Below are 18,132 nucleotides of genomic sequence, written 5' to 3'. Positions count from 1 at the left end.
ATCTTTGAGTAGTAGTAAAGATATTGTCGAACCCGCCCCTACACTTGGGATTATATTAGGTTAAATTGTAGCTAAAATCGATAACAGGAAAGATCATGGATAGAATCTTTTTAACAATTGCAGCAATTTTAGGCGGTTTTTCGGTGATGGCGGGTGCTTTTGGCGCTCATGCTTTGAGTGGAAAAATCAGCGAACGAGGGATTGAAATCTTTGAAACGGCTGCTCGTTATCAAATGTATCATGCCCTGGCTTTATTATTACTCGGAGTGTTACTCAGAAATTCTCAATCTCCTCAACCGTTAATCACTATCGCCGGGACTGCTTTTATTGTCGGGGTCGCCATTTTTTCGGGGAGTCTGTATGCTTTAAGCTTAACGGGGATTAAATGGCTCGGGGCAATTACGCCGCTTGGGGGTGTGGCATTTATTGCGGGATGGGGATGTTTAGCGATCGCCACTTTCAAGCTCTGATTAAAATCTGAGATTGAGTAAAAATTTACCCATTCAGTTGGTTATGATACCGTAGAAGAGTTACGCTGGAAAGGTAATAAGACAAATTCTTCATCAATTTAGCGCAAATGGGAAGCGAAACAATTGTTCTGTTGTCGAGTCGTGAAATCGAAAAAATGCGTCAAGCGGGACGTTTAGCGGCTCAATTATTGAATCATCTTGAACCGATGGTTCAACCGGGAGTGAGTACACTGGAACTCAACGATGAAGCCGAACGTTGGACAAAGGCTAACGATGCTCGCAGCGCTCCTTTAGGATATCATGGCTTCCCCAAATCGATTTGTACGAGCGTTAATCATGTCATTTGTCATGGTATTCCCAACGCCAAACAAATTCTTCAAGAGGGAGATATTATTAATATTGATGTCACTCCGGTTGTGGATGGTTATCACGGTGATACTTCTAAAACATTTTTTGTCGGTACGCCTTCCCCGGTTGCGAAAAAATTAGTTGAAGTTACTTATGAGTCGATGATGCGGGGAATTGCGGCGGTTAAACCGGGTGCAAAAATTGGAGATATTGGCGCCGCGATTCAAGAATATGCAGAATCTCACGGATTTTCTGTTGTACGAGATTTTGTTGGTCATGGTATAAATACCACGTTTCATACCGCACCTCAAGTTCCCCATTATGGAACCGCCGGAAAAGGAAAAAAATTGCGTCCGGGGATGGTTTTTACTATTGAACCGATGATTAATGAAGGAACTTGGGAAGCAAAAGTTCTCGAAGATGGTTGGACTGCAATTACCATCGATGGTAAACTTTCCGCCCAGTTTGAACACACTGTTGCTGTGACTGAATCCGGTGTAGATATTTTAACATTACCGGATTAGGTTTAATTTCTAGCAGTTTAATTGCTCATTTGCCTTAAATTTGCTGAATACAATATTGTACTCCCGTCTCAAAAATGCGGGTTCCGCCGCCTTCTGCAACGGTTTGACGCAAGGCTTGGGGGTTAATTATACGCACTCCCGCCAAGTAATTAACACCCATTTCTGCTAATTCTGATAACCAAGGTAAAGTCGGCCCCATTAATACTAAGGTCGCATCTTTTGATAATTCTGCCAAGCGAGGAAAGGTTTTATTCACAATAGAAGTCGCTGTTAGAAACACCCATTCCGACTCGGGTAAAATAAATTCACAAGCGGGGTCTGGTAAATCTCCCGAAGCGGGTTGTCTCTCAATCACAACTAAATTCATCTCTTTTTCATAGCGAGAAAGTTCAGGATAACGCCCAACAATTGCCACTCGTTTGGAGCGAATTTGCGGTAAAAAATATTCAAAGACTGCTAAGTTTGACGGGCCAGTTGGAGACAGTAATTCAGCCGTTTTTGACAGGGGAGAATTGGAGTTAATAATTGCGTTAATTACAGCCATTCCGACTGTGGCTTGATAACTCTCCCATGACTTCACCCACGAGGTTAATTCCGAGGCAGGTTTGTTGACCAAAGTTCCCGACCAAGGTAAAGTACGAATGGGTATTCCTGGACTCATACATAACCCCATTCCTTCGGCTTCACAAAGCGTCCAGGTTAAACCAATGATAATTTCTTGAATGGGACTGTTGCTGAGGCTTTTATCCAGTAGCAGGTCATAAATTTCGCGGGGATGAGTCATAGAAATTTGTGATTAACCAACTTTGTTATTATTGACGCATTTAGCCTCAATTGCCAATGGCTTAAGAAGTTCTTTGGGTTTTTGGAGAAAATAGAAAATAGGATACAAACCGCAACACCCTTACAAAATCAAAAACCCTGTTGTGAAACCAAATCCATACAGAGTTGATTAACAACTGCTTCATCAACGGATTTGGGAAGGGTTGAAACGGCTTCGGCTTCATCGAGTTGTTGATAGAGTTTTTTGGCTATTTCCATCACTTCATCGTAGGAATATACACCTTTTTTGATGGCTAATAATTCCTCTGCATCTCCAGCTTCTCGACGATCAACAACTAAAATCTGAGTCTTTAAAACCTCTATTCCTGTTTTTAATAGCCGAATAGCTTGCATGGCAAATTTACAATCATACCCGACTTTTGCTTCCATTTTAGCGCGTTCTGGATTGCGATTTTGTTTCCAACTTTGATAGTTTTTGAATTCTCGAATGGCTCGTTGATACTGTTGGCTTTTTTGCAAGAGTTGAATAAAGTCTGATGAACAGTTGGTGAGTTTCTGAGTTGTTTCTAATGTCTCATCAGGGAGGGAATGTTGTTTGAAAATTCCCTTGTAATCGATTTCTGATGTTAACAGATTATACAACTCTTTGGCGGGTTCTAGATATTCGATGCGATCGCGTACCAATAGATACAAGTATTCTAAAAAACTATTCATCTGACTGATATTTAGAGGCGGTGTTTCTCCGAGTCCAAATTCAGCCGCAGTCGGTTGATGTTGCGGGGGGTTCAGCAACCAACGGCGATGAGATTCTAGCTTTTTGATTTGAGCGTAACCATAACCGGAATAGGTTTGTTTGATTCGTTTTGAGAGGAAAGTTTGTCGATGTTGCTGCAATATTTTTCCGACTTCTGTGAGATGAATATAATCTTTAAACCACAGCAATTCTAAGATATTGGGATTATTATCAATGGCTAAATTCAAGAACTTTCTCAATTCATAAATACAGGTATCCTTAGAGAGATAAGGAAACTTTTCAGAGGGGGTTTCATCCCACCCTTTATCTTGTTGTTCGATTTGACTCAACCCCAAATAATAGGGTTTTGTCGCAATGAAAATCCCTCGGTAGTCATAATCAGAGGTAGCCGTTTCTAAACCATAACCCCGTGAACCTGTTAAGGCGATTAAAATGGTTCTGTTTTCGATTTCTTGACGATTCATTGATTTTTAAAATGATTTTTTCTAATCCGTAGACTGATAGGTTGTACCATCAGGTAGGGTGACATTTTGCATGATATTGTTATGTAATTCAGCACGACTCCAATTTGCCCCTTTAAAGTTTGCTCCACTCATATCAAGATAAGTTAAACAAGCGAATTCTAACTTAGCATTGATCAGAGTTGCTTCTACCAAACAGGCTTTCTCTAAGTTGCTGACTCTCAAATTAGCCCCTCGAAGATTGGCTTGGTTTAAATTAGCAGAATTTAGATTAGCTTGGCTGAAGTTAGTATTCGTCAAGTTGGCTTTACGGAGAATAGCTTGCTGAAGTTGAGCGTATTGAAAATCAGCATTTTCACAGCTTGTATTCTCTAGAATAGCAGAATTAAGTTCGGCTTTTCGGAGATTTGCATTTTTTAAACTTGCATCGGTTAAATCACTAACAATTCTCGATTTTGATGGATTTTCTTTATCTAAATAGGGATTAAAATTAGCTTCCTTGAGGTTCGCTCCATCAAGATTAGCCGCTTTTAAAGAAACGCCTTGCAAATTGGCTTGAGCCAAGTTAGCATTTTTCAAATTAGCCTGATCAAGTTGAGTGCGTTGAGAAGAAAAACATCCCAGATTTGTAGATTTTAGATCCGCATTTTCTAAGTTCGCTTGAGTTAAGTTACTCCCGGTGAGTATTGCGAAACTTAAATCGGCTCCTCGCAAATCACTTCCACTTAAATTAGCATTTTTTAGGTTTGCTTTTTTGAGGTTAGCATTTCTCAAATTGGCATTAACGAGGTTGGCTCCTTGAAGATTTGCTTCTTCTAAATCTGCTCCCGCTAAATTGGCTCCAGCGAGATCAGCTTGCTGTAAGTTTGCTTTTGGAAGGTTACTATTTTCACCCCGTTTCGTCTTTAATATCTGACGAATGGGATCAAGAATTTCGAGGTTCTGATTTTCGGGTGTTTCAGGTTTTAAGTTGAATGAAGGTGGAAAGTTAGGTTCCGAAAGACAAGCGTTCATTATGTACACCTGGGGTAGAGTTGAGAAGCCACAGTCTCAAAATGGGACTATTAGCCTTCTACTTGTATATATCTCCCAAGTTGAACCTCTTATGCAGACGGAACCCGTTTTTTGATGATTATTCAGGATTAAACCCAAATGGAGGTAGGGTTTCTTGAATTTCTGAACCGAGGCTAACGGTAACGATGAATTTTTCCTCTAAACTTCCAATAACCGCCGTGAAAATATAGGGATAATCATCGTCTGGATTTAAGTTTTGTTCCACTAAAATCTGCGTCTCATCACTGACTCGTAACTGAACTTGATTGGGTAAACTCATCCGAGAAGGTGTTCCTAAAATCAGCAATAATTTCCATTCTCGAACCGTATTAGAGTCTAATTCCCAAGTTAAAGCATACAACCGCAAAGCTGTTTCTGCTAGTTGTAAATCCCGATAAGCACCTTTCGCTTGAGTCGGAATTTCTATGTCTTGTTTTTGAAGTTCCTGCACAATCGCTTCAAATTCTTCGGAAGCCAATCTCAAACTCCGCATGGCGGTGGCTGGTGAGAATTCAGGAACAAGAACCCAGGATAATTCACTTGCGAAATTATCTAACTCATCTCGTAACCAACGCCCCAGATTCATGGCGGGTTCAGTTAATAATGTCAGGAGATCAGAGAGGTAATTCTTTTGCGTTTTCAGCCATTCTGATGAACTTGTTTCAGCTTCTAAATCCGTTGAATTTTGAACTTGATAAACCCATCGCAAAAGCTGAGGATTGGTGAGTATTGCTATTCCTTGTTCCCAGGTTAATAGATTCCAAAGTTGAGAGGTTGACTGTCCGTTTTCTGCTTGAAGTTGGGGTAAAATAGCTTGTAATTCTGCTTTTTGAGCGGAGAGTGAATTCTGACGATTAACCGCTTTAGGTAACGCAATGGCTGCGGGTTCTAAACAACGGAAATAGAGGAGTAACTGATCGGTTTCTTGTTCAAACCATTGGAGGGGAATTTGATATGTCCAGTCTAAATCAGGTTCTAAATTAACGTTAGCTTTGGCTGCGATTAAATCGGGATAGGAAATAAAGCCAGAAATACTAACCGTTTCCAGTTCTTCTTGAACTTCGACTAACACATAAAATTGAGCCGCATACTCAGGTAAGTCTAAAACAGCTTGAGGAACAGTAACGACTTCATCAAACAAGCTACCGACTGTAATCAGACACACCTTAAATTGATTAACTTTTAAATGACAAACCGCTTCAATGCTATTACTAATTTCAGGATTAAAAACCGAACATTTTTCTCGATTAACTGTAAAATCTTCGCCTCGTTCTTCTAACCAATTCTCAAACCCAAACAAAGCCAAAGCGTTTAAATAAGTATACCATTTTCGAGATTCATTCTGAATAGCATTACTGAGGTTGATCGCTTGATTGATTTGATCGTTTGATAATGTAACCGATTCGGGAGAGAAGGTTTCAAAGCCGAATTCTAGTTCTGATAGTAGAGATGAGTTATTCATTTTGGTTTCTCCTGATTACTTGAATTAACAGTTTGAGTTGATCTGATGTACCGCCCAGTGTTATTGTAATACAATTAAATAGCATAGAGGTAGAAGGTGAATTCGTTTAACAGTTAAACTGACAATCGAGCTGCTTACAAAGTCGCTGAGAAAACAGACTTTTTGTGTAATTATCTTGAGAATTATGAGATTCTGATTCGGCTTCTTGAATAATCTGATTAATCTGTTCATCGAGTGCTTCTTCAACTTTTTTATCTAGATTTTTCAAACGTTGAGTATCAGTATAGTTTTTTGCAAACTCAAGAATCCGATCCCGTAACTGAATTAATAATTGTTGTCTAACATCGGCTCTAAACTCCTTTAAGTTTAACAAACGAGTGACCTGATATTGGGCTTTCAGTCCGAGTTTTTTGGCAATTTCTCCCATCGAGTCTCCTCGACAATGAAATAGACTCAACGCTTTTAAAAATTGTTCTGACTTTTCCAGACTTTTCCGCTTAAATTGCTTGCATCTTTGCTCAGTCACCTGTAAAATTGTTGCATCTAAACAAGCCATAAACTGCTGACGGTACTGATCTAAAAACTCCTCTTGATAGTCATCTTTTTCGGTAAACTCGATGTCAATCAATTGATCTATCTTTTCATCAAGTTCTCTCGGCTTAATCGGGAATTTACCCCCTCGAACATAAATCCGATAATCTCTTAATTGAGTTGCAATTTCTTCGAGTTTTTGATCGACAATCTTCGCGGAAATCGAGAGATTCAATTGAGTTTTTAGGAAGTCAGCCATTTGTTCATATTGTTCAGAAGTTGGAGGTTGACATCGCCTTTTAAATCCAGTTTGGCGTTGTTGAAGCCGTTGACAGCGATAGACACTGTGATAACTTGATAAAATGTGACTACTGCGTTGAACTTCTAAAGAAGTCAATTGATAAACCTCAGACAAAATTCGTTCAAGTTGTTTGGGTCGAGTATCGTTCAAAATCGCCCAATTACTGATCATATAAATTCCCCGTTCCAGCAAAAATGCGTTCAATTCTGGATGGAATTTAACTCGTCGATTGGTCCAGGTGGCTAAACTACTTTGTTGGGGGTCAAAACTTTCGAGAATTTGTCGGGCTAAGGACTGATAAGCTGTGTTTTTGCGGTTTATTTCTCCGGCTTCATCGAGAACCAAAGGTAGCAAATCACTACAACTAACGCCGTATTCATCCCTATATTTGGCTTCGAGGTTCAAGCAGACTTGCTCGATTTGCCAAGAAATATAACACAAAAGACAGAGTTGAGCATTGATTGAATTCAAATTGGGATGAGGAAGCGTTTCGGGTTCCCGATACCATTGAGTCAATTTTTGCTGAATTTCAACATCTGAGATGTCTGTGCGAGTCGCCCACTCTGGAAATACTGACTGAAAAAATGACTTAGCCGAGGCGATTTCAGAGATTTTCCTCTGTCCCGAACTTTCGAGTTTGACTAATTTCCAGTATTTTGACACAGTAGCCATTGAGATTCAAGTTTTAGTTGGCGATAGTGAACGATCAACAGACTCATTCCTTGATCAATTATTTCATCTGCTTTGCTTTGTGAGTGTTGTACTGGGGTATTCCCCTCTACTAATACCTATTTCTAGGCACACTCAGCCTATGCACTCTGCCTCAGAGTTTAACAAGCTGATCGGATTTAGGCAATCAAAACATCAGGATTCGCCGTCTGTGTCAATATTTGCTCGACTTCCCCAACCGTTAAATTGGGGTTCGCACTCAGCATCAACGCCGCTATACCCGCCACATGAGGCGCCGCCATCGAAGTTCCCTCAAAAAGTTGATAATCATCGTTGGGTGTGGTTGATTTAATGTCTACACCAGGAGCCACAACGTAATCGAGCGGTATCCACCCTGCCTGATTAGAGAAATCTGCAAACTGATTGTTAATATTAGAAGCGCCTACTGCAATTCCCCAGTCTGTTGCGTACCCAGCCGGGTATAAAGGAGAAAACCGATCTTGGTTTCCTTGGTTTCCAGCCGCAGATACCACAACAACTCCATTCTCTGTTGCAAACTGAACGGCTTGTTGGAGTGGTGTCCAGTTATTGTAATCATCATAAAAACCCAGACTCATATTAATCACATCTGCACCGTTATTCACCGCATAGTAAATTCCAGAGACAAGATCATCAACCCAAGCCCCTTGTTCATCAGCCATCACTCGTATCGGCATAATTTGAGCGTTGGGAGCAACTCCAGTCACCCCAAATTCATTGGCTTCAGCAGCAACAATTCCGGCGACATGAGTTCCGTGATTATAAAAGTCCATCGGAGTAGCATCGTAGTCAACAAAATCCCAACCGATGATATCATCTGTATAACCATTGCGATCATCATCAATACCATTGGCGGGAATTTCATCAATATTTTTCCAGATTCTACTATCAAGATCGGGGTGAGTGTAGTCAACGCCACTATCAAGCACTGCTACAACAACGCCTTCACCTGTAAAACCTTGAGTCCAAACTTCAGGAACGTTTGTGGCGTTGAGTTCCCAAGGATAATTCGTATCGAGAACATCTGCAAAGGGAACAGGAGAACCAATTCCCCGACTAACCGCAGCAGCAGCATTAACTAAACCATAGCCATCGACTGAATTAAAACCGGGGACTGGCTCAGTTGTAGAGAGAGTCAGAGTATAGGGCGTATCACCACTGTATTGTTCAACGTTAACATAGTAGGTTCCGGGCGGTAAATTTGCTGAAATATTCTCGGGGAGGCTACCAAATTGAATAAAAGAGTCAATCACCTCACCATAATCAACAATACCATTACTGTTGTAATCTGCAATCAGTTTTAAATCAGCATCAGCGATTAAACCATCCAAAGAAAGAGTCAGATCTTTGGGACTGTTGAGTTGAATGCGATAATAGTCATCTAGATCAAAGGTTCCGACTGAATCATTAATGACTTGAGTTCCTTCTAATACACCCAAATCTTGAGCCGTTATTAAACTATCATCAGAAATTAGTGACGTGTAGGGAATTAAAAGTTCATTGCTTAGGCTGGAACTGATCGATAATTCTTCACCTGTGAGTAAATCAACGCTGGGGTGAGTTTGTGGGTAGTCGGAGCGATCGCCCAAAAACTCAGGAATAATAACAGGTTCAAGGCTTTCTAGAGTGGGGAATTGAGACATTGAGGAAACAAAGCCATTAAGGTTCTCAGCGCCCGTGATGTCATAGAGATACAATCCTGAAAAATCTGTTTGAGAGTCAAACATCTTAGTAAGCGTTTCCAACCGCCATAAACTTCTATCCGTTCTTATCTCTGGCGGTGGGGAACTTATGCAAAGCTGTTGGTTAATATTAAAATCAACGCCAAGATCCTGCTGATAAAGATTTAAAATACTGTCGATAGAGTTCACAGCTAACGGTTGCTTGATCACCATTGAGATGAACTAGCCCCATACTCTTCAGTTTAAAGGCTTGTATTTGATCGAGTTGAATTGGAGTTTGGGCGGTGAGAACTTTTTGATAGGCGATCGCTAAATCAGGATGTTGTTGAAGACACCAGGCTTGACTATGCAGATGATGGTGATAAATTCCTGTATCATGGGTTGCCGTTTCTAGTAATGTTTGGACATCGATTTGACAACGGACACTTTGATAGAAAGCCAGTCTGACGAGATAAGGAAATCCCCCCAGCAGATCCATCAATTGCGACAAAACTGAAGCCGATAGATGGAGTCGATGACGCAGAGCCAGATCTAGCACTTGTTCGCTGTTAAAAGGCGGTAACTCAACGGAGTAGTAACCGATGTTAAAGGGAGATTTATTCAGTTCGAGAGGAATATAGACTTCCCTTGAGTTTATCAGAAGTAAACGCAGTTTTTGCCACTCATTAATATCTCGGGTTTCTTCATGCCATGAGCGCAATAGCGCAAATACATCTCGGGTGAGTGAGGGATCATCAAAAAGTTGATTGACTTCATCGATAGCCAGGATGATCGGACTGTTGATTTTTGGGAGCAAATATCCCTGAAAATACAGGGTACAACTGACTAATGCTCCCATGTCTTCATCCCAATATTCATCAAGTTGTGGATCTAATTCTAGTTGTCGGGCGGTGTTAGCGCACAACCAGCGCAAAAACTTTTCGGTTGAGGTGAAGACTTTGCTTTCTGCTTGGTTTAGACTGAGCTGTACAGTTTTACATCCTTCTCCCCTTGCTTTAGCAAGCATTCTCACCATTAGCGAGGTTTTACCCATTTTGCGAGGTGCTTTGATGACAGTTAGGGAGCGAGGCTTGTGAATTTCTTGATAACAGCTAGATTCAATTGGCGATCGCTCGATGTAAAATTCAGAAGCGAGCGGAACTTGTCCTTCGGGAGATTCTACTTTTAGCGAATCAGAGATTTCTGCAAACTTGTTCCCATTAATACTTCCTGAATTGAGCAGTTGTTTTTCGAGTAAAAGGCGACAGTTGATTTTATTGACCTTTTCACCGAGAACTTCTGACAGCAGATGCCATAACTTGGGAGCGGCTCCATTTTTGAGGTAGCTTGGAGAATAACCATTTTCCACCGCTATTTGATCGTAGGTCTTTTTGATATCCTGCAACGATTCCGTTAGGATAGTTTTGTGGATATAGCTCAAAGAACTCCCTGTCCGAATACTTACCAAGGTATCGGCTAGTTCTACAATTTCCTTAACACCCATTCCCCAGAATAAACTCTATGGTTTTCTTATTCACCCAGTATAGCCGCATCCTCTAGATATTTTAATTTTTGCCTACCATAATCTGAATATACTCAATCTAATACGGGACAACTCTGGTCATCGTTATAGATCGCAATTTTGTTGAGCAGGGTTTTGTTGTTACTGCACTTTTATTATCGGTGATTGTGATATCCTATAGCATTTAATAGAAAGAATTAGGTATTTTCATCCATGTTTTCCAGCTTGATCAAAGTCTTTGATCTATTACGATTCCTTGGACATAGAGCAGTTGACGCTTTTCTCAGTCCTTAACTTTTATTGCTCAAGATGGATTGATGCTCAAAATCTCAAGTGTTAATGGAGGTTATGAACTCTAAGTTCAAGTTTTTCTCACCAGTATATTGTGTAGGGCTTTAAGCGTTAAGCTGATGAGTGCTAAAAATTGAACTGGCAGCATGAAACTTATCATGTTAGCCAGTTCACCTCAACAAAACCAGTCACCCTACCAATATGACAAGAGCAACATCCATCGACAATATATAAAGTTAGTCTCTTGCTCAATTTCATAAGATAACATTATCAAATCACATCCAATGCTGTTTGTAGATCCGATATGAAAACATCCTAAAATCTACTCTGGAAGTCACTTCTAGCACTTGAGGCTAATCGTTCAACTCCAGTGAATGGGATCTAAGCGAAATCTCTTTTCCCTCCGCTTTACCTACTGTTGCTGCAAAAATATTTTGAAAATCAAATTTCCTTTGCTCAGGAATTAATATACATATATTCTGCAATTTGTCAACATCCAAAGTTAGTTATTTTCAGAGCCAATGTTGGGATAAAGCTGAATCTGTATCGAATTTGATAGTTGAGGGAAAAAACAAATTGTAGAGTACAAATAAATGCCAGGAGTTGGAATTATGGCTAATGTTGTCTTCTATGAAAAACCGGGATGTAAAAATAATACGAAGCAAAAAGCGTTGCTACAAGCCGCAGGCCACAATTTAGATGCTCGCAGCCTATTAACTGAGTCTTGGACTCCCGAAAAATTACGTCCTTTTTTCGGCGACTTACCTGTAACAGACTGGTTTAATCGCAGCGCACCTCGGATTAAATCCGGTGAAGTTGATCCAGGTCAAGTAGATGCAGAAACCGCCTTAAATCTAATGATAGCCGATCCTCTGTTAATTCGTCGTCCTTTAATTCAAGTGGGAGAAATTTATCGAGTCGGTTTTGATCAAGATAGTATTGCAGCTTGGATTGGTTTAAATCCTACCAGTTCTATTGCTGAAGATTTAGAAACTTGTCCCCGTTCTCACGCTGAAACGCCTTGTAAGACTTCCGCAGATTCAATTTCAACTCGGTGATACCGTTTCTGTTTAGTCCCTCCTTACCCCCATTTTTCAGGGGGATAAGGGGCTGGGGGGATTAATGTGATGCAACTTCTTGACATCCTCCACCTCCAAATCACGCAGATTATGGAGGTGGATTCCCATCATCACTGATGGGGTTTCCTGGCTCTACGAGCAACCTTGCTTTTCGGGATTTCTCCCTCCAAGCAGTGGATCATCTCATCCCCAGGCGTTACTTTCCGAGTGCCCCTCGGTAGTTGTGCTAGTCCTTGTAACGCTTTCATCAAAATATTAATGGCAGCGTTCGTATCCCGGTCATCTAAATAACCGCAGTGTGGGCATTGATGTGTGCGAGTGGACAAAGTTTTCTTAACTTCGGAACCACAGTTAGAGCAATTTTGAGATGTGTAATGAGGTGCAACAGCAATCACTGGCACGTTAAACACTTTCCCGAAATATTCCAACCACTGCCTAAACAACGTCCAACTAGCATCAGATATTGATTTAGCTAGACGATGATTCTTAACCATGTTTCGCACTTTTAGGTCTTCAATGGCTACCAAATCTGCCGACAGGATAAGCGCCCAAGCAGTCTTTACTGCAAAGTCTTTACGCCGCCTTGATACCAAGAGATGCGTTCTACCCAACTTTTTAATGGCTTTGAAGCGATTTTTTGACCCTTTAGTTCTACGAGAAACACGTTTTTGTGCGCGTTTTAAAGACTTCTCTGCCTTCCTTAAGAACCGAGGGTTTTCTACTTTTTTACCATCAGAGTCAGTGTAGAAATAGTTTAAACCAACATCTATGCCTACCATCCGATTTGTGGGTTTATGTTGTTCATTTCGCTCTTGGTCGATGGAAAACTGAACATAATATCCATCGGCTCGACGCACAACACTCACTCGTTTAATCTGTTCTTTTTGGTAAAAATGTAAATCGCGAGTTCCCCACATTCTAAAAGTTCCAGCTTTGAAACCATCCCTGAACGTAATGGTTAATCGATCATCCGATAACACCCATCCATCAACTTTGTACTCGACTGAGCCGTGAGTTTGATGCTTCTTAAACTTAGGGAAGCCTTTCTTACCCGGAACCTTTTTCTTGCAATTATCAAAGAACCTGGCGATGGCACTCCATGCCCTTTCAGCACTGGCTTGACAGGCTTGCGCTGAGAGCTTCTTGCACCATTCAAATTGTTCTCTGAGTATTTTGCAATACTTGTTCAAGTCATACCTGTTGACCCTTTTGTTATCCATCCAGTATCTCAGGCAACTATTACGCACGAAACGGGCAGTACGAATCATCTCATCTAAGATGGCGTACTGCTCGTTTGTTCCTCGTAATTTGGCCTCAAATACCAACATGGCTGTTTTGACTCTATGTCATTAAGTTTAACAATTGATACGGAGATTGTAAAAAGCGGACAGGTCGAATGCCTCGCTTTTTACCTGGGGTGTCCATGTACCTACCCCCAAATCAAAGATTATGGAGGCAGTGCTATAGCCCCCCAGTCCCCCCGTTAAGATAGAGAATGAGTCTGAGATTGAGAATTTTTTGGGCGCACTCGGTTTGCGCCCTCAATTATTTCAGACTGTTTCTGTTGCTATTTCCCGCCATAATAAAACGCAATTTCTTTGGGTTTGAGCGGTTCAAACTTCGCATCAGCTAACATTTGATTGAGTTCTTCTTGGGGAATATGTTTCGCACCGATGCGGACAATACGCGATCGCATTGAATTCGATACACCACTGCGCTGTCGTCCAGCTTCTAAAGCCATCACTTTATTGTAGAGATCTAATTTATCTTGAGGAATGGGAGTTCCGTCTAAATCAATTCCCTCTGCGATCGCTTGATCGACTGCATCTGCGCCTTGGGTACTTGGAGTATCTGATTTCATTTTTATGAGACCTATTCAAGAAAACTCAAGCTTGAGTCCGAATTTTACCAACTTTATTTTATCAGACAAGCTCCCCAGTCAGATTAAAAGCCCACCTTGGGGGTGAGCTACGTGGAATATTACGCTCGGTATTGCTAGATTGTTTCTATACTAGCAGTCGAGTTTACTGATCGTTCGTATAGACATATACTGAGTCGTATTTTTTGGCTCTTTCGTTTAATTTTGATTCAAGTTCTTGATTGCCCCGTCTCGAATGAATAACGTAATGTTAATTAAATCCATCAAAAGAAATAAGTCATTATCCCTACTTTTCATCAAAAGAAATAAAAACTTAAATCTCTCAAAAAATTAAGTCAATTCTCAGGTTAACTTAAGGTTAATGTATGATGATGTAAGTAAAAGAAGTTAATCCTTTGAGGAAAAACACCATGAGAAAGTTAATCGGTTGTATTACATTGGCTTTTGTGGGATTGAACCTAAGTTTACCCGCCCAAGCTGTTCGAGTCACCCAACAAGACATCGTCTGTTATTTTAAGTACAAAAATGGTGATAATGCTTGGGTACTCGATAGCGCAGGAGCAACAACACTTGCAGGTGCTAGACGCTTTACTAGACAGATTCTTCAACGAGAGCAACGTTTAGCGGATGAAGCGGGAGAAGAACTGCAAGTGGTGTATACGGGCTGTCGTGATCCCTATGGTCACAATTAACTACGACGATAAAAATATCATTGAGTGACGAATAAATTCTAGTTCAAACAGAGTCTAATAGAATGATGTCGTCACTAGCTGTAAGTTTTTGCTGAAAAAAATTCACTTCAATTTGGCGATCGCTTCACAAATGACACCCCAAAGATTACAATTGACACAAGGTAAAAATCATATCTAATGAAAAAAGCTAAAATTTAGGATGGAACATGAAACTCTCGCAGCAACAACTCAATACATTATCCACTTGTCCGCGTCGGTTTCAATACACCTACTTAGAGCAACTGATTTCCCCGCTTTCCCCCGAACAAGAAGAAAGACTTGCATGGGGAAACCGCTTTCACCTGTTAATGCAGCAGCGAGAATTAGGCTTACCCATAGAAAGTTTAGTAGCTGAAGATCCCTCACTCGGTGACAATTTAACTGCATTAATTCAAGCCGCCCCTGAGATTTTTAATTCTAATTTTAATTTTAATCCTGACGTTCAAACTTTTCGAGAAGCGGAACATCAACGCATTCTCAACTTTCAAGATCATCTGCTGATCGGGGTTTATGATCTATTAATCGCCGACAATAAAACCGCTCTAATTATTGATTGGAAAACCTATCCTCGTCCTCAAAATTATGGTCATCTGATCAAAAATTGGCAAACGAGGCTTTATCCTTATCTTTTAGTGGAAACGAGCGATTATTTACCCGAACAAGTTTCGATGACCTATTGGTTTGTCAAAGGAAACGAAAATTCAGAGCCGGAATTTATCAAATTCTCCTACAATAGTCAACAGCATCAACAAACCCAACAGGATCTCACCCAACTGATCACCCAACTTGATTATAATCTCCAACGCTACGAACAAGCAGAACCCTTTCCTCAAGTTAACCTTTCAAAAGGAGAGTGTAAATCTTGTTCTTTTGCCTTGCGTTGTCAGCGAATTCAGGAAACGGATGATCATTTTTGGGAATTCAACGTTAACAAACTGCCAAATCTCGCTAAAATAGAAGAAATTCCCATCTAAATCTCAAAGATATTTTCTCTCCAAAATCTTAAATTCAAATGTGGCAAATTCAGCCGACTGTTGAGATTCCCGACTGGATAATTCCTGCAATTCGTCATCATGCCCCCCAGGTTGATGGACGTTTTGCCGCCCAGTTACTCCTGTCTCGTGGTATTCAAACTCCTGAACAATTAGCAGTATTTCTCGATGCAAACCTCTACAAACCTGCAAATCCTTTTGAGTTTGGGCAAGAGATGAAATGGGCAGTAAATCGATTAGTGATTGCCCGGAACTGCGATGAAGCGATCGCGATTTGGGGAGATTTTGATGCGGATGGAATTACTGCAACATCTGTATTATGGGATGGATTAGGTCAGTTTTTTAACCAAATTGGAAGCATAGCAGAAACAACAGAAGACGCATCAGCCTATTTATGTTACTACATTCCCAATCGTTTAACGGACTCTCACGGCCTGAATATTACCGGGATTGAAACATTAGCCCAACGGGGTGTAAAAGTGATTGTGACTTGCGATACAGGCAGTACCAATATTACTGAAATTAAATACGCCAAACAGTTAGGAATTGATGTGATTGTCACCGATCATCATACCTTGCCGCCGACACGTCCGCCTGTTGTTTCGATTATTAATCCCCGCAATTTGCCCCCGCAGCATCCGATGTATCATCTCTCTGGGGTAGCGGTGGCTTATAAATTAGTCGAAGCCCTCTACAAAACTTTACCAGATATTCCCGAACGTCCCCTAGAAGATTTGTTAGATTTAGTGGCAATTGGGTTAATTGCGGATTTAGTTCAGCTTACCGGAGATTGTCGTTATCTCGCCCAACGGGGAATCGAAAAACTCAAACAACAACAAACAACTTCGACTCGTCCGGGTGTGGCAAAATTATTGAATTTGTGTAAACGGACAGGCGATCGTCCGACGGATATTTCCTTTGGTTTAGGCCCTCGAATTAACGCGGTGAGTCGCATTCAAGGAGACGCGAGTTTTTGTGTGGAATTACTCACCAGTCGAGATGAAAAACGCTGTGATCAATTGGCTTTAGAAACGGAATTAGCCAATACTCGCCGCAAGTCACTGCAACGAGAAGTGACAAAAGATGTAACGAAAAAACTCAGTCAATTAGACTTATCAACCACTTGTGTGATTGTGTTAACTGATCCTCAATGGCCGATTGGAGTTTTGGGGTTAGTCGCGGGTCAAGTGGCGCAAGAATATGGACGACCGACTATTTTATTAAGTACGGATATTGAAGGAAAAGAAGACAACAATCAACCCTTAGCCAGAGGTTCGGCGCGATCCGTTAATCAAATAGATTTGTATGAATTAGTCCGAGGTCAGGCGCATTTATTACATCGGTTTGGCGGTCATCCGTTTGCGGCTGGGTTAAGTATACCTGTGGAAAATATTCCGATGTTTACAGAGGCGATTAACCGTCAACTGCGAGAACAAATTGAACAGATTCCCGGTGGGGGATTAGAACCAATTATCCAAATCGATTTAGTTTGTACAGTGTCGGAATTGGGAGTCGATTTATTTCAAGAGTTGAAACTATTAGAACCTTGTGGAATGGGAAATCCTGTTCCTCATATTTTAATAGAAAATTGTTGGTTTAACAATCCCTGGCATCAAAATGAAAAAGATTTTAAAGGTCAGAAGATTTCTTATATTAAAACCACCTTTGAACTGTGGGATGAATCTGTAGAAATAGGATTTCCCGGTGTTTGGTGGGGTCACTACAAAGATGAAGTTCCCCCAGGGCGATGTGATGCGGTGGTTGAACTCGATTATAATATGTTTAAAAAACGTTATGAGGTGCGTTTATTAGAGGTTCGTCCCGTTGAAAATGCAAATTTAAAGCCTGTTTCTCGGAGAATTGATTATATTATTGACTGGCGAAATGGCAATCAAAATCTCTGGGAAGCGGAAGTTTTTGAGGATAGAAAACCTTTAATCATAGAAGATTGTCCGACGAGTTGGGATGATTTGCGGGTGTGCTTTAGGCGTTTAGTTCATCCTCAACATCAGTTAATTTTGGCTTATCAGACTGAACCTGCTATTTCACCGATGGAAATTTGGGAAAAACTAATCGGAATTGCCAAATATTTAAGTAGAACCGGAGAATCAGTCACCCGAAAAAAATTGCATAAAATGTTAACCATTGGTGATCCAACGTTGATGTGGGGTTTTGAGAGTTTAAGACAATTAGGATTTAAAATCGAACATCATAATCGCGAATTTTATATGAGTCAAATGGAAAGTCAAGAAACAACTGAAGCGGAAAAATTAGCAAAATTCTCAGATTTTATTGATAAATTTTTTGCGGCTATTCAAGAAGAAAGATTTCGCCGCCAGTATTTCTGTGAAGTTCCTCTGTCCACCATTCAAGCGATCGCTCATCAAACCCTCACTCATGCTATCTCAGAGGAAGCTTCACTTGCAGACTGGTGATCGATGTAATATCAGTAATTTTACCGAAAATTATGCAATTTTTGTTTCTGAGGAAAGGGATGACTCATTCCCCAGCCAAAAAATAAATGACCGTAGGGGCGGGGTCTGCCAATATCTTTACTACTACTTCGAGATTGAGATAAACCC

General features: G+C 40.7%; 15 protein-coding genes. 6 read left to right on the top strand and 9 right to left on the bottom strand.

Going from position 1 to position 18,132, the window contains the following annotated elements:
* Positions 1–95: 95 nt before the first annotated feature.
* Both WN50_RS23990 and map read left to right on the top strand, forming a co-directional pair.
* On the top strand, positions 96–470 hold the full coding sequence (locus WN50_RS23990; RefSeq protein WP_046280454.1) for a DUF423 domain-containing protein: 375 nt from the start codon (positions 96–98) through the stop codon (positions 468–470).
* A 107-nt stretch (positions 471–577) separates the two neighbouring features.
* Positions 578–1,342 (top strand): type I methionyl aminopeptidase, encoded by a 765-nt coding sequence (map, locus tag WN50_RS23985; protein ID WP_046280453.1) that lies wholly within the window; start codon positions 578–580, stop codon positions 1,340–1,342.
* A gap of 34 nt (positions 1,343–1,376) precedes the next feature.
* Here map and WN50_RS23980 read toward each other — a convergent pair whose 3' ends face one another.
* The 7 genes from WN50_RS23980 to WN50_RS23950 form a co-directional block, all read right to left on the bottom strand.
* Positions 1,377–2,126 carry a DUF364 domain-containing protein gene (locus tag WN50_RS23980; RefSeq protein WP_046280452.1) on the bottom strand — a complete coding sequence of 250 codons (750 nt, stop codon included), beginning with the start codon at positions 2,124–2,126 and terminating at the stop codon, positions 1,377–1,379.
* A 128-nt stretch (positions 2,127–2,254) separates the two neighbouring features.
* The gene (locus tag WN50_RS23975; RefSeq protein ID WP_046280451.1) at positions 2,255–3,343 is read right to left on the bottom strand and encodes a nucleotidyltransferase domain-containing protein; all 1,089 of its coding nucleotides are present in this window, start codon (positions 3,341–3,343) and stop codon (positions 2,255–2,257) included.
* A 21-nt stretch (positions 3,344–3,364) separates the two neighbouring features.
* Positions 3,365–4,354: a pentapeptide repeat-containing protein gene (locus WN50_RS23970; RefSeq protein WP_049561006.1), complete on the bottom strand. Its 990-nt coding sequence runs from the start codon at positions 4,352–4,354 to the stop codon at positions 3,365–3,367.
* A gap of 118 nt (positions 4,355–4,472) precedes the next feature.
* Positions 4,473–5,855, bottom strand: a complete 1,383-nt coding sequence (locus tag WN50_RS23965; protein ID WP_046280450.1) for a DUF1822 family protein — start codon at positions 5,853–5,855, stop codon at positions 4,473–4,475.
* A 106-nt stretch (positions 5,856–5,961) separates the two neighbouring features.
* Positions 5,962–7,359 carry a hypothetical protein gene (locus WN50_RS23960; RefSeq protein WP_046280449.1) on the bottom strand — a complete coding sequence of 466 codons (1,398 nt, stop codon included), beginning with the start codon at positions 7,357–7,359 and terminating at the stop codon, positions 5,962–5,964.
* 176 nt (positions 7,360–7,535) lie between these two features.
* Positions 7,536–9,122 carry a S8 family serine peptidase gene (locus WN50_RS31140; protein WP_053221591.1) on the bottom strand — a complete coding sequence of 529 codons (1,587 nt, stop codon included), beginning with the start codon at positions 9,120–9,122 and terminating at the stop codon, positions 7,536–7,538.
* 91 nt (positions 9,123–9,213) lie between these two features.
* Positions 9,214–10,560, bottom strand: a complete 1,347-nt coding sequence (locus WN50_RS23950) for an AAA-like domain-containing protein (RefSeq protein WP_049561004.1) — start codon at positions 10,558–10,560, stop codon at positions 9,214–9,216.
* Between the two features lie 920 nt (positions 10,561–11,480).
* On the opposite strand from WN50_RS23950, the gene WN50_RS23945 reads away from it, so the two are divergent.
* Positions 11,481–11,927, top strand: coding sequence for an ArsC/Spx/MgsR family protein (locus tag WN50_RS23945; protein ID WP_046280455.1), 447 nt, complete (start codon positions 11,481–11,483; stop codon positions 11,925–11,927).
* Positions 11,928–12,058: 131 nt separating this feature from the next.
* Here WN50_RS23945 and WN50_RS23940 read toward each other — a convergent pair whose 3' ends face one another.
* Positions 12,059–13,276, bottom strand: a complete 1,218-nt coding sequence (locus WN50_RS23940; protein ID WP_049561001.1) for an RNA-guided endonuclease InsQ/TnpB family protein — start codon at positions 13,274–13,276, stop codon at positions 12,059–12,061.
* A gap of 239 nt (positions 13,277–13,515) precedes the next feature.
* Entirely contained in the window at positions 13,516–13,809 is a 294-nt protein-coding gene (locus WN50_RS23935) for a small RNA NsiR4-regulated ssr1528 family protein (protein ID WP_046280219.1), read from the bottom strand.
* Positions 13,810–14,237: 428 nt separating this feature from the next.
* Here WN50_RS23935 and WN50_RS23930 point away from each other — a divergent pair, with 428 nt between their 5' ends.
* From WN50_RS23930 to recJ, 3 genes are all read left to right on the top strand, one after another.
* The gene (locus tag WN50_RS23930) at positions 14,238–14,519 is read left to right on the top strand and encodes a hypothetical protein (RefSeq protein ID WP_046280218.1); all 282 of its coding nucleotides are present in this window, start codon (positions 14,238–14,240) and stop codon (positions 14,517–14,519) included.
* A gap of 206 nt (positions 14,520–14,725) precedes the next feature.
* The gene (locus WN50_RS23925; protein WP_046280217.1) at positions 14,726–15,532 is read left to right on the top strand and encodes a PD-(D/E)XK nuclease family protein; all 807 of its coding nucleotides are present in this window, start codon (positions 14,726–14,728) and stop codon (positions 15,530–15,532) included.
* 38 nt (positions 15,533–15,570) lie between these two features.
* Entirely contained in the window at positions 15,571–17,985 is a 2,415-nt protein-coding gene (gene recJ, locus WN50_RS23920; RefSeq protein ID WP_046280216.1) for a single-stranded-DNA-specific exonuclease RecJ, read from the top strand.
* The last annotated feature ends 147 nt before the right edge of the window (positions 17,986–18,132 follow it).

It is taken from the genome of Limnoraphis robusta CS-951, assembly GCF_000972705.2.
The sequence above is the reverse complement of the archived record's forward strand: the minus strand, read 5'-3'. Positions and strand labels throughout refer to the sequence as shown.